Origin of the sequence: Ilyomonas limi, assembly GCF_005233845.1 — a bacterium.
Taxonomy (GTDB): Bacteria; Bacteroidota; Bacteroidia; order Chitinophagales; family Chitinophagaceae; genus Ilyomonas; species Ilyomonas limi.
Genome location: NZ_SZQL01000002.1, coordinates 268,153 through 281,244, shown reverse-complemented (window position 1 = coordinate 281,244; position 13,092 = coordinate 268,153). Strand labels below are relative to the sequence as shown.

Here is a 13,092-nt window from a genome sequence, read left to right as displayed (position 1 = left end):
AGTAACTGTTATGCAGATAAGTTTTGGTTGTATTTAAATATTTCAAAGAATATTTATTCATTAAAAATTCTTGTTGTGTATGTAGTAATTTCTGCCTCAAAAACAACTGTATTTGCAGTTCACCTTTTTAGTTTATAGCAACGTACATAACTCGTATCTTCGGCAAATTAAATAAAAACGTTTCTCATGTCCGATCAACAACCGCAAAATCAGATAAATATAGAGATATCAGAAGAAGTAGCAGAAGGGGCTTACGCCAATTTGGCCATTATTACACACAGTCATGCCGAGTTTGTGATAGATTTTGTGAATGTGATGCCGGGAACACCTAAGAGTAAAGTAAAATCGCGCATCATTTTTACACCCATGCACGCCAAACGCTTTATGAAAGCTTTGCAGGAAAATGTAATGCGCTACGAAGATGCGCATGGCACCATCAAGGATCTGGAGCAGATAGAAATACCACTTAATTTTGGCGGGCCAACTGCACAGGCTTAACTTTTCTTTCTTATAGAAGGCTTATTGACTACAATCTTATTTTTAGTTTTGACTAACCGCATTTGCCATTTAATTAACTGATGCAACCTCAGCAGGCAGTAAGTTAAATGGCATTTTTATGGTTACAGTATCAATTAACAGCAGGTATCAAAAGCTTTGGTTTATTTCTTTTTCAACGGCTCCAATAGACAGGAGAGTCCATTCAGTTTTATCTCGTACATCGTTGCCAGCAAAATGCCGAGCTTTCCTTTGGGAAAGCCTTTTCGCTGAAACCATTCTAAATAGGATATTGGCAAATCGCAAAGTACTACATCTTTGTATTTACCAAAAGGCATTTTCATAGAGACTAATTGTTCAAATAATTCTTTGTTAGCCGCATTATCCATATTATGGTTTTGTGATGTGAAGATAAATAGCTTTTTCATCCTGCAAGCGCAGCGAAGCAAAGACGCGTTTATTTTGCCGGAATGCAAAAGATGATTGATAGGAGTGATACACCAACTGCATCAGGCTTGTATTAAGCCGTAACGTAAACATAAAGGCAATAAAAAAGCCCCGCATTTTGCGGGGCTTTCAATTATTCAAAACCTGTAAAAAAGATCGTAATTACTTGTTGTTATTACCTTCTTCCTTTTTCAGTCTTTCTTTTATTTCAGCCAGTGCGCCTAAGTCGCCAAGCGTGGTTTTTTCCACTTTACTTTGAATGTTCTTCACGACTTTCTTAGCGTTTTCTTCTTCTTTTCTGGCTTCTTTACGGGCTGCCTCTTTTTCTTCCTGCTTAGCCTGTTCCCAAATACGGGAGTGGCTCAGCACGATGCGCTTTTCGTTACGGTCAAATTCAATAACCATAAATTCAGCAGTTTCATCAGCCGCTACGCTCTTACCATCTTCTTTTACGAGGTGACGGTTAGGCGCAAAACCTTCCAAGCCATAAGGGAGCAGTACTAATGCACCTTTATCGTCTTTGCGGATAACAGTACCCTCGTGGATAGTGCCTACTGCAAAGGTATCTTCCAGTGCATTCCAGGGGTCTTCTTCCAGTTGCTTGTGACCCAGTTGCAATTTGCGGTTTTCTTTATCAATGCTCAGGATAACCACATCTATGTCTGCGCCCACTTTGGTGTATTCAGATGGGTGGTTGAAGCGTTTGAGCCAGCTTAAATCGGAGATGTGAATCATACCGCCTATACCTGGTTCCAGTTCTACAAACACGCCGTATGGAGTAATGTTCTTCACCACGCCTTTGTGTTTGCTGCCTTCCGGATATTTGGTTTCGATAGTGCTCCATGGATCTTCGGTCAATTGCTTGATAGACAGACTCATTTTGCGGGCTTCTTTATCCAGCGTTACTACTTTCGCTTCGTATTCATCGCCCAGTTTAAAGAATTCCTTAGCGTTGATTGGCGTATTAGCCCAGGTGATTTCACTCACGTGCACCAGCCCTTCTACGCCAGGCATAATTTCGAGAAATGCACCGTAGTCTTCAATATTTACCACTTTACCCTTTACAGTGGCGCCTTCTACAATGTTTTCTGGCAATACATCCCAAGGATGTGGTGTTAATTGTTTAAGACCGAGAGAGATACGTTTTTTATCATCGTCAAAATCAAGCACTACAACATTCAGCTTCTGATCGAGTTTCAGCACTTCCGCCGGGTGAGAGATACGACCCCACGAAATATCGGTGATGTACAACAAGCCATCCAAACCACCGAGGTCCATAAAGGCACCAAAATCGGTAATATTCTTTACTGTACCTTCCAGCACCTGACCTTTCTCGAGGCGGCTGATGATTTGAGCACGTTGTGCTTCAATATCACTTTCAATCAGGGCTTTGTGCGATACAACGGCATTCTTAATGGCTTCGTTGATCTTCACCACCTTAAATTCCATTGTTTTACCTACAAACTGGTCGTAATCGGTTACGGGCTTCACGTCAATTTGTGAGCCTGGTAAGAATGTTTCCATACCAAATACGTCCACGATCAGGCCGCCTTTGGTTTTGCTGGTTACATGTCCCGTTACCACTTCACCGGTTTTGTGTACTTCTACAATGCGCTCCCATGCACGGAAGATGCGGGCACTCTTACGGCTCAGGTGCAGGTGTCCCTGACGGTCTTCTTTTTCTACTACCATCACTTCCACTACATCCCCGATCTGAAGATCTGCCAGGTCGCGGAATTCGTTCAGCGAAATCAAGCCGTCACTCTTAAAACCAATATTGATAACCGCATCGGTTTTGGTGAGTGCTACCACGGTACCATTTACAATTTCACCATCTTCAATCTGCACAAAAGTATCTTCATATACTTTGTCATATTTTTGCTGGTCTTCTTTGCTGTAATGGGCTACATTACGCTTGTCAATGCTCCAGTCGAAGTCGTCGTGAGCTGCAACAGTTTCAGCTACCGGTTCCTGTACTTTCACATCATTTTGTACTGGCTGCTCTTGTGCAGCATCGGGTTGTGCTTGTCCGTTGTTACCGTCAGCACCCTCCTGTGCAGGTTCATTTGTTGTCGCTGTAGCCTGCTCCTGTGGCTGTTGTGCCACCGGCGTTTGCTCCTGCTGTTCAGCGTTTGGGTTAACAATATTGTTTTCTTCCATAAAAATAAAATCCCGGTTTTTTATTCGGGGTTGCAAAGTTAAGATTTATTACAGTTAAAACGTGCGTAATATTTTCGTTGGATATTGCCATCTGCAATGGGATGATTACCAGTTAAAATAATCTATTTTCACTATATTTACTTACCTAAATTAATTCACAATTGTTGTCTTATTCGTGTACCTGAATTTTAAATATATTATGTATGATGTAAGCTTTTGATGTTTCATCTCCACCACTGGAGAATACCTATCCCGATACAGTCGCAAGGCACGACTGAAGGTTTCTTCTTACATTTGTGCCCTTTTTTCTAAAAATTCTCTTTTGCAGTCAGCTAAACAAAATTTCAGGGTTCAAAAATGGATAACACTGTTATCGGTGGTATTATTCATTGCAAAAATCATTGCGTATTACCTCACGCATTCGTTAGCGATTTTGACTGATGCGCTGGAAAGTATTGTAAATGTAATTGCGGGTTTTATTGGTTTGTATAGTTTATACATCGCTGCAAAGCCACGCGATGAAGGGCATCCTTACGGGCATGGCAAAGCAGAATTTGTTTCTGCAGCGGTAGAGGGTTCGCTAATTGTGGCTGCAGGTATTTTAGTACTGTATCAAACCGTACAGAACTTTTTTGAAGATAGGCCAGTAGGCTCATTGGATAAAGGGTTAATTTTAGTAGGAATAACCGGAATAGTTAATTATGTTGCCGGTTATATCTGTATTAAAATTGGCAGGCGTAATAAATCAGTTGCCTTAGAGTCGAGCGGTAAACATTTGCAGATAGATACCTATTCAACTCTGGCGGTGATTGCCGGTTTAATTATCATTTTATACACCGGGCAATATTGGCTGGATAAAGCAATTGCCATTACTTTGAGTGGGATTATCTTATACAATGGCTATCGTATCATCCGTACCTCATTGGCTGGCATTATGGATGAGGCAGATATGAAACTGCTGACCCGGATGGTGCAATTACTCAATGCTAACCGCCGCGAAAACTGGGTAGATATTCATAACCTGCGGGTAATAAAATATGGTAGTTTGTTGCACGCCGATTTTCACCTTACAGTGCCCTGGTATTTAAACATAAATGAAGCGCACGATGAAATAGATAAACTGAGAACACTGATCACCAGTGAGTTTGGAGACGCTTTCGAAATGTTTGTACACACAGACGGTTGCATACCACCTGCAGGCTGTGCCATTTGCATAAAAAGTGATTGCCCTGTTCGGCAGCACGTACTGGAAAAACGACTTGAGTGGACACTTGCCAATGTTCTCCTGAATGAAAAACATACATTGGAAACTGCACAGTTGAATGAAATGAAGAATAAGAAGCAAAATACAAGAACGGGAGAAACACGCGGTAAAGAATAAGCAACAAGCATAAAAGCTGCAACGGTGAAGATTCAGAAAAAGACATAAAAGTACAAGCGGGTAAATGCAAAGTTGTTAGCTATCACCTATTAGCTAATAATTGTCAACTATTCTTCACCACTTACTAACTACTTCTCTGCAATACCGTAGGCAATGCAATGCCAGCGTTGTGGTACCAATTTATTAAACAATTGTTCATCAACCGCAGCCAATATTTCCCGTTGTGGTTCGTTCTTGCCAAAGACAGATAAAAAGCCGGTAGTTGCTATGTCAACCGTCGAAAATTTTTTCATCAGGGTGTTGATTTCCTGCAGGGATACATACCGCCATTTGCTGCCCCATTGCCGGAATATTTTTCTTATAACATCATGCAATACCGATGACCTTAAGTTTTCTGCAAACAACAACTTGCCACCGGGCTTTAATGCTTTGTACATTTCATTCACGGCTTGCTCCTGTAACCTGTAATTGTTATTTTTCCCTATACCGCCCAGCACTGATTTAAAAACAATTACATCAAAATAATCTTCATACGGGATGCCGGCGGCGTCAATAGTTTCGTATTCTATTTTATCTGCCACTTTGTACTTTAGGTGTAGCTGTTCTGCTTCTTTTGAAATAACAATATCCGAGCAAATCACCTGCTTGTTTTTCAATGCCAGCCACAGGGATAAACCGCCTTCTCTTGCGCCGAGTTCAAGGCAGGTATTAACAGAAGACCAATCTATTTTTTTATCCCAAAAAAGAATGGCCTTACTCCAGGATTGAATGTCCCATTGTACTATGTCACGCATTAACTGTTTATCCATAGAGCTGGGAAAAATGCTAATGCCCGAATATAAAACAGAAAATGGCAAACAGCCTTTAATTAGCAGGTATATTTATGCAGAAATGTGCTTAACTGTTTGTTGGCGGGAGGATACAGGATTTTATAAAAGTTAAAACAATTACATGCAAAACATCACGGTTCAAGGATGTCAGCGTTCAAGGAAACCTGCTTTACCTTATAATACAATATTAATATTGAGGTGCTAAGACCACCAGTGTTTGAAACCTGCATTGCATGTTTGAGAGTAAAGCAACTTCGTCACTGCGAGATTAAGTAAAGCAGTCTGTGCATAGCCGTAAATCATTCTTAACAGGTTAATTGATGTTTATAATAAAGTTTATCATTGATTAGTGCATTAATACTGATGGCTTAGCCTGATTGTACTATCATCCACAGATTGCCTCACTCCGCTCGCAATGACGCAGCACAAGATTGCACTTCAGCAGCTTTCGAACACCTATGGTTCTAAAACCTCTTCATGCTTCTTAATCTTTACTATAACCGATTTAGAAGTTGGCTGATTGCTCACATCAGCTACGCAGCTTATCGGAACTAATACGTTTGTTTCGGGATAATAAGTGGCAACACACTTTTCTGGTATGTCGTATTGTATAACAATAAATTGATGGGCTATTCTTTCAACACCATCATACGTACTGCATATATCCACCACATCACCGTTATACAGTTTTAATGTAGCCATGTCAACGATATTCATAAACACAACACGTCTTTCGTTATGAATACCACGATACCGGTCTTCATATCCATAAATAGTGGTATTAAACTGGTCATGGCTGCGAATGGTCATCATTATCAATTCATCGTCCTTAATTTCAGGGAGCTGCAAGTTGGTAACGGTGAAATTTGCTTTGCCATTTGGAGTATCCCATGCTCTTATACGGCTGCCATTAGGCAAATAAAATCCGCCTTTTTGCCGTACCCGTTCGTTGTAATTATTAAAGCCGTTTACTACTTTTTCAATATCGTCGCGAATAGCGTCGTAATTTTTTTCATACTTATCCCAGTTTATTACTGATTTGGTGCCGAGAGTGGCTTTTGCCAGCCTGCAAACAATTACCGGCTCACTCAATAAATCATCTGATATAGGCTTTAAAATTCCCTTTGACATTTGTACAACACCTGTTGAGTTTTCGCAGGAAACAAACTGAACGATGCCATCATGCTCATCTTTATCGGTACGACCGAGACAAGGTAGAATAAGCGCCTCTTTGCCATGCACCAGATGGCTGCGGTTGAGCTTTGTAGAAACCTGAACAGTAAGATCGCAGTTTCTTAATGCTTCTGCCGTGTAAGTGGTATCGGGAGTTGCAGACAGGAAATTGCCGCCCATTGCAAAGAATACTTTTGCTTTGCCTTCGTGCATAGCGCGGATAGATTTTACAACGTCGTAGCCATGTGTTCTTGGTGGCTCAAAGCCAAATACTTTTTGTATCTGGTTCAGCAAAGCCTCGTGCGGTTTGTCAAGAATGCCTACGGTACGGTCGCCCTGTACATTGCTGTGCCCGCGTACAGGGCAGGTGCCTGCGCCGGGCTTGCCAATACATCCCTTCAGCAATAATAAATTTACAATTTCGCGAATGGTATCTACCGCGTTCTTGTGCTGGGTAATGCCCATCGCCCAGCAAATAATGATTTTGCTTTTACCTTTTAAAACATCCGCCACTTTTTTTATTTGTTCCAAAGGAACTCCAGAAGCAGTAGCAAGATAGTCCAGGCTGTATTTCTTAACCTGCGCAATAAACGCCTCGTAGCCGGCAGTATGTTCTTTTATAAAGGTAGTGTCGAATACAGTGCCGGGCGCCCGTTCTTCTTCTTCCAGCAGCAAATACTCAATGGCTTTTAGTAAAGCCTGATCACCGTTTATTTTGACCTGTAAAAAAATATCGGTCAGCTTTGAATTAATACCAAACACCCCTTTTAGTTTTTGCGGATTGCTGAAGCCAAGCAACCCCGTTTCGTGTAACGGGTTTACCGAGATAATGGTAGCGCCATTGGACCTGCCCTTTTGCAAAGCTGTCAACATACGCGGGTGGTTGGTGCCGGGGTTTTGCCCGATAATCATAATCACTTCTGCTTCATAAAAATCTTCCAGTTTTACCGAGCCTTTACCGATGCCGATTGCCTGCGCTAACGCAAACGAAGTTGATTCGTGGCACATGTTGGAACAATCGGGCAAATTATTAGTACCATATTCTTTGGTGAACAGCTGATACAGAAAAGCTGCCTCGTTGCTGGTGCGGCCCGATGTATAAAAGATGGCTTCATTAGGGTTTGCAAGCTTGTTTAAATGGTGCGCTATTTTATTAAAGGCATCCTCCCAGCTTATCGGCTGATAATGGGTGGCACCTTCCGGCAAATACATGGGTTGTGCAATGCGCCCGTTTTTACCAATGTGAAAATCATCTAATCCGGACAATGCCTTTACTGAATGTTGCGAAAAGAAATCGGGTCGCAACGCTTTGGTGGTGGCTTCATCAGCAACAGCTTTGGCACCATTTTCACAATACTCAGCAATGCCGGAGCGGTCATCATCCGGGTCGGGCCATGCACACGATGGACAATCATAACCCCCTTTTTGGTTGAGTGCTAATAATGCCTTCATTCCACGCCCTACATTCATCTCGCCAAATACATGCTGTGCAGCATGGTACACTGCCTCAACTCCGGCGGCAACTTTCATTGGTTCATCCACCTTTAAACCGCCGGTAAATGTTTCGGGGTTTTCGGCATTGGGCGTTTCCATTTCTTCCTTGTTCATATCAGCAAGCTTTTAAAGGATTTTCAAAATAGTCCGACTGGTCTTCACTTACATCGGCATCAATACATTTGAAATCTTTTTCTATTAAAAGATATAATGTGCCACCATTATGTACAGGCATGTTATAATCGAGCCCTACCATATTAGTAGCTGCCCATTGCTGTAGTAACTGCAGCGGAACATATAAGGTGATGTTTCCATCTGTAAAGTCGGCAGACAGTGTTTCGGTATTAGTGCTTTTAACTGCATAAATCAAAGTGCTGTTTACAAATTCAGTTCTTTCTTCTATATACCCTTTTTCTGCAAATACATCCACTTCCGATTTGGAGAGTCTTATACGAACCGAATTACCCTTGATACGAATTTTCATAATCAGAAATAATTATTCTATGTTCACCGGAATAAATATTAAAAACTTTTTCTCTTAAGAAGCCAATCAGTGTCATTCCAACTTCTTCTGCCATTTGAGCCGCAAGGCTGGAAGGCGCACCCACGGCAGCTACTATTTTAATACCTGCCATCCATGCCTTTTGAATTAATTCGAAAGAGGCTCTTCCGCTTAATAACAAAAGATAGCGATCTAACGGAAACAGCGATTGCGCCAGTGTTGCGCCAATGAGTTTATCTACTGCATTGTGTCGCCCAACATCTTCTCTTGCTAAAATTAAGTTTCCTGAAGTATCAAAAAGTGCGCAGCCATGCAAGCCGCCGGTATTTTCAAATATAGCTTGTGTGCTCCGCAAAAGGGCAGGTAACGTATAAATAGTTGCTGATGAAAACTGAAGTTCATTGTTCTTAATGGCGGGGAGGCGGCATACCGTTCTTACTGCTTCAATAGAAGATTTACCACAAACTCCGCAACTGGAAGTGGTATAAAAGTTTCTTTCCAGCTTACTTATGTCCACTGTTACTTCTTCTTTCAATTCTACCTTCACTACATTCTCGTGCAGTCCATTACAGTGCTTAATGCTATGAATGTCTGCAGCTTCTTTTATAATGCCTTCCGTAAATAAAAAGCCGGTGGCGAGTTCAAAGTCATTTCCCGGCGTGCGCATGGTTACGGAAATATTTTGCTGCTTTCTTTGCAAAAAAGCGCCAAAGCAAAGCCGTATCTCCAGTGGCTCTTCTGCGGCAAGCACATCATTAACGTGGCGTGTGGTGGTGCCATGTACTTTAATAACAGATTTTGATGAAATGGAAGACCTCGACATGAATGATGATTTTTTCAATGCAGAAGCAAGTTCTGCTACTTCAAAGCAAAGTAATGAGGTAAGTTAAGTATTTGCAACGATATAGAAAACAGTAATCTGTTTGCAACATACCGGTTTAGTAAAGGATGTAATTTTTTACAAACAAACTGCCGGGCTATTATTCTCTTTTTACATTGTCTTGCCGCTTTATATAGGATGTACATGAATAATGATATAAATATGATGATCTTTGGAATACAGACTTGCTGTTTTCATCATAGATGCTTAATTCAATTGAAAATCATACATTAAAAGACACCGCTGCTTCTTTTACTGCGCTTATTCAACACCCAAAAGCATTACATTCGCATTGCAAAAATAATATAACATGCAAGCCTGGAAAGACTATTTGGATCAACATAAAGACCGGTTTTTAGAGGAGCTGCTGCAACTATTGCGCATACCCAGCGTAAGTGCCCGCAGCGAGCATAAAGGAGACATGATTGCCTGCGCCAATGCTGTAAAGCAACGGCTGGAAGAAGCAGGTGCCGATACCGTAGCCATCTATCAAACAGCAGGTCACCCGGTAGTATTTGCAGAGAAAAAAACAGATGCCTCCAAACCCACCGTGCTGGTTTACGGGCACTACGATGTGCAGCCGCCCGACCCACTGGAATTGTGGCACAGCGGACCATTTGAGCCGGTAATAAAAGATGGTAAAATATATGCCCGCGGTTCTGCCGATGATAAAGGGCAGTTTTATATGCACGTAAAAGCACTGGAAATATTCACCAAAACCGCCTCGCTGCCGGTTAATATCAAATTCCTGATTGAAGGCGAAGAAGAAATAGGCAGCAGTCATCTGGAAGATTTTGTAAAAGCAAATAAGGAATTGTTGAAAGCCGATGTAGTACTCATCAGCGATACGGCTATGCTCAGTATGCAGAACCCAAGCATAGATGTGGGTGTGCGTGGCTTAAGTTATATAGAAGTAGAAGTAACCGGTCCAAACCGCGACTTGCATAGTGGTGTGTATGGCGGTGCTGTTGCTAATCCTATCACCATTTTAGCCAAAATGATTGCTTCGCTGCACGATGAAAACAATCATGTTACCATCCCGCATTTTTATGATGATGTGGTAGAATCGTCTGCTGCAGAAAGGGCAGAAATGGCAAAAGCGCCCTATGATGAAGAAGAATATAAAAATGATTTGGGGGTAAAGGAATTATGGGGCGAAAAAGGCTATACTACCAACGAGCGAACCGGCATAAGGCCTACACTGGAGGTGAATGGTATCTGGGGCGGGTACACGGGCGAAGGTGCTAAAACGGTATTGCCATCTAAGGCACATGCAAAAATCAGTTGCCGGTTGGTGCCCAACCAAAAGCATCAGGTAATTACAAAACTGGTGATTGATCATTTAAAAAAAATAGCTCCGCCTTCGGTGACTGTTAAAGCCGAAGAACACCATGGTGGAGATCCTTATTTAACGCCCATGGACAGTGTAGAATACAAAGCAGCTGCTAAGGCGCTGGAAACTGCTTTTGGCAAGCCACCCATTCCGGTGCGCGGCGGCGGCAGCATTCCCATTACAGCTTTGTTTGAAAGTGAATTGAATTGCAAAACGGTATTCCTGGGCTTTGGTTTGGATAGCGATAACCTGCATAGTCCGAATGAAAAATTTGAGTTGTTTAATTTTTACAAAGGCATTGAAACCATTCCCTATTTTCATCAGTATTATGCGGAAATGAAAGGATGAGTTTTAATTTGAACCACAGAGACACGAAGATCACAAAGTAGCGCGAAGAAATATAAGGATGATATACTTTGTGTAACTTAGTGTTCTCTGTACTTTGTGGTTCAAAAAATTCCTAACACCAAAAACTAAACTTCTAAATCAATCCATATGCAAAAGTGGTTATTCTTATGTATGCTGATGCCCGTTTTATTTTCCTGCAACTGGATGGGTGAAAGGGTGGAAGGGAATGGACAGCATGCAAATGAAAACAGGCAGGTTAGTTCTTTCAATAGTGTGGAAGCTTCGGGGCCAATGGATATTATTTTGCAAGACGCCCCCAATGCTGGCGTAAGAGTGGAAGCCGACCAGAATTTATTACCTTATATTCTTACTGATGTGGATGGAAAAACTTTACACATTAGAACAAAGAAAGGCTACAATCTTCACTCTGATAATCCTATGAGGGTGTATGTTGCAGCGCCGGTGTTTAATGAAGTGGTTTTAGATGGCAGCGGCAATATTACTTCGCAAGGTATGCTGGTGAACCCTGATGATATGACTTTGAAGTTGAGCGGCTCCGGCAATATTGATATGCAGGTAAATACGCCAGAACTCAAAAGCCTCATGAATGGCAGCGGCAACATAAAGCTGAGCGGCAGTGCCGATAAATGGGTTGCCGGTCTATCCGGTTCGGGCAATATTTATTGTTTTGGTTTAAATACACAAAAAGCTGAAGTAGGTATCAATGGCAGTGGTGATGCCGAAGTAATGGCTTCTAAACAACTGACCTTAAAAATAAATGGCTCCGGGCACATTAAATACAGAGGAAATGCTAATGTTGATTCACATATCAACGGCTCGGGCTCGGTTACTAAAGTGGAGTAATTAATAGTACTAAAAAGTGCAAGAAAATTAGAGATTTGATTTTGAAAGCAGCGAAATAAATGCCTGCAACGTAAGCGTGTTTACTTTAGGAAAAGTGATGTTCTTCAACATGTTGAAGTGAGCATCGTTGGTAATAATATAACCGGCATTAGCAGCAATGGCACAATCCACCAATTTGTTATCATCGGGATCAACTGTAATGAGATTTCAAGAGAAATCAGGCGTATAAAGCCTGACATTTGGTAACCGAAATAGACTTGTCAGTTCATCCTCTACCGAAAACAATTTATACCTAAACTTCAGTTGTTCTTCGTATTCCAAAGCGATTTCATTTGAAATCATCAAGTCTAACTTGTTATTCTTTATTAATTGATATACAAAGTGGTATTAAGATTTAGATGGAACGATTGCTATAAGCACATTCGTATTTACTACAACCCTCATAGGATTACTGGTTTCGATCGTTTAAAATAGCATCAAAATCTTCCTGTGTATAACCAAGTTTCTCAACTGCTGCATCAATTTTTTTCTGCAGCTTGTCCAAAAAATACCTGCCAATTAAATCCTTAATGGCTAATAAATCTTCATCAGATACATTATGGCTGTAAAGCCTTAACAATTCATGCTAAATATTGGTAAACTTGGTTGGTGGCGGAATATGCTCCGGTACAATCTGTTGCTGCTCTTCTGCCATAAAAAATTCATTTACTGTAAAAATAAAACAAAAAGCGGCGAAGTATTTCGCCGCTTTTCTATTTTCAAAACTTCAGTTATACCGTTTTCTCTTCTACTGCTTCCTGTTTCGGCTTTCTGAAAATGGCATATATTTCAATCACCAAACCTAATAAAATAATAATGGGAGCAACGGTAATGCGCATAGTACCATACACCAGCTTCGGATCAAACTGGTTTGGATTTTCATTTCTGCCACCACTCATCAAAAACATGCCTATGGCTACTACAATAGCACCCAGTGCCATCCACTTATAATTATCTTTAGTAAACAGCGAGGTTAAAGGCTGTTTGGCTTGCTTCGGCACAACGTTTCTCGGTGTTGAAGTTGTCCTTTTATTAGGCTGATAAGCCCTTTTTATTTCTGCCATAATAATTTTTCTACGATTAAGCTTGCAAGATTAAGATAAAAATGATAAGGTACAAGGCGCAATGCACAAGATACAGGTATTT

The 13,092-nt window shown here is 41.2% G+C and carries 13 protein-coding genes; 4 read left to right on the top strand and 9 right to left on the bottom strand.

The window, feature by feature from the left end; all coding sequences use genetic code 11:
- The first annotated feature begins 186 nt into the window (after nucleotides 1-186).
- Entirely contained in the window at nucleotides 187-498 is a 312-nt protein-coding gene (locus FC093_RS04615; protein WP_137260568.1) for a DUF3467 domain-containing protein, read from the top strand.
- 161 nt (nucleotides 499-659) lie between these two features.
- On the opposite strand, the gene FC093_RS04610 is transcribed toward FC093_RS04615, so the two are convergent.
- Together FC093_RS04610 and rpsA are read right to left on the bottom strand one after the other, a co-directional pair.
- The gene (locus tag FC093_RS04610) at nucleotides 660-884 is read right to left on the bottom strand and encodes a DUF3820 family protein (protein WP_137260567.1); all 225 of its coding nucleotides are present in this window, start codon (nucleotides 882-884) and stop codon (nucleotides 660-662) included.
- Nucleotides 885-1,104: 220 nt separating this feature from the next.
- Complete coding sequence (gene rpsA, locus FC093_RS04605) at nucleotides 1,105-3,102, bottom strand: 30S ribosomal protein S1 (protein WP_137260566.1); 1,998 nt, start codon at nucleotides 3,100-3,102, stop codon at nucleotides 1,105-1,107.
- A 322-nt stretch (nucleotides 3,103-3,424) separates the two neighbouring features.
- On the opposite strand from rpsA, the gene FC093_RS04600 reads away from it, so the two are divergent.
- On the top strand, nucleotides 3,425-4,483 hold the full coding sequence (locus tag FC093_RS04600; RefSeq protein ID WP_137260565.1) for a cation diffusion facilitator family transporter: 1,059 nt from the start codon (nucleotides 3,425-3,427) through the stop codon (nucleotides 4,481-4,483).
- Nucleotides 4,484-4,611: 128 nt separating this feature from the next.
- Here FC093_RS04600 and FC093_RS04595 read toward each other — a convergent pair whose 3' ends face one another.
- From FC093_RS04595 to fdhD, 4 genes are all read right to left on the bottom strand, one after another.
- Entirely contained in the window at nucleotides 4,612-5,292 is a 681-nt protein-coding gene (locus FC093_RS04595; protein ID WP_137260564.1) for a class I SAM-dependent methyltransferase, read from the bottom strand.
- A gap of 477 nt (nucleotides 5,293-5,769) precedes the next feature.
- Nucleotides 5,770-8,094: an FdhF/YdeP family oxidoreductase gene (locus tag FC093_RS04590; protein ID WP_137260563.1), complete on the bottom strand. Its 2,325-nt coding sequence runs from the start codon at nucleotides 8,092-8,094 to the stop codon at nucleotides 5,770-5,772.
- Nucleotide 8,095: 1 nt separating this feature from the next.
- Nucleotides 8,096-8,464: a DUF7009 family protein gene (locus FC093_RS04585; RefSeq protein WP_137260562.1), complete on the bottom strand. Its 369-nt coding sequence runs from the start codon at nucleotides 8,462-8,464 to the stop codon at nucleotides 8,096-8,098.
- Entirely contained in the window at nucleotides 8,442-9,305 is an 864-nt protein-coding gene (fdhD, locus tag FC093_RS04580) for a formate dehydrogenase accessory sulfurtransferase FdhD (RefSeq protein ID WP_137260561.1), read from the bottom strand. Before fdhD ends, FC093_RS04585 begins: the two co-directional genes overlap by 23 nt.
- Before the next feature lie 367 nt (nucleotides 9,306-9,672).
- Here fdhD and FC093_RS04575 point away from each other — a divergent pair, with 367 nt between their 5' ends.
- Together FC093_RS04575 and FC093_RS04570 are read left to right on the top strand one after the other, a co-directional pair.
- Nucleotides 9,673-11,043: a dipeptidase gene (locus FC093_RS04575; protein WP_137260560.1), complete on the top strand. Its 1,371-nt coding sequence runs from the start codon at nucleotides 9,673-9,675 to the stop codon at nucleotides 11,041-11,043.
- Between the two features lie 147 nt (nucleotides 11,044-11,190).
- On the top strand, nucleotides 11,191-11,907 hold the full coding sequence (locus FC093_RS04570; RefSeq protein WP_137260559.1) for a head GIN domain-containing protein: 717 nt from the start codon (nucleotides 11,191-11,193) through the stop codon (nucleotides 11,905-11,907).
- A gap of 27 nt (nucleotides 11,908-11,934) precedes the next feature.
- Here the strand turns inward: FC093_RS04570 and FC093_RS23990 are convergent, their stop codons facing one another.
- From FC093_RS23990 to FC093_RS04560, 3 genes are all read right to left on the bottom strand, one after another.
- Nucleotides 11,935-12,078: a hypothetical protein gene (locus FC093_RS23990; RefSeq protein ID WP_206106502.1), complete on the bottom strand. Its 144-nt coding sequence runs from the start codon at nucleotides 12,076-12,078 to the stop codon at nucleotides 11,935-11,937.
- 277 nt (nucleotides 12,079-12,355) lie between these two features.
- Entirely contained in the window at nucleotides 12,356-12,526 is a 171-nt protein-coding gene (locus FC093_RS23680) for a hypothetical protein (protein ID WP_170970993.1), read from the bottom strand.
- A gap of 151 nt (nucleotides 12,527-12,677) precedes the next feature.
- The gene (locus tag FC093_RS04560; protein WP_137260558.1) at nucleotides 12,678-13,010 is read right to left on the bottom strand and encodes a DUF3098 domain-containing protein; all 333 of its coding nucleotides are present in this window, start codon (nucleotides 13,008-13,010) and stop codon (nucleotides 12,678-12,680) included.
- Nucleotides 13,011-13,092: the final 82 nt, after the last annotated feature.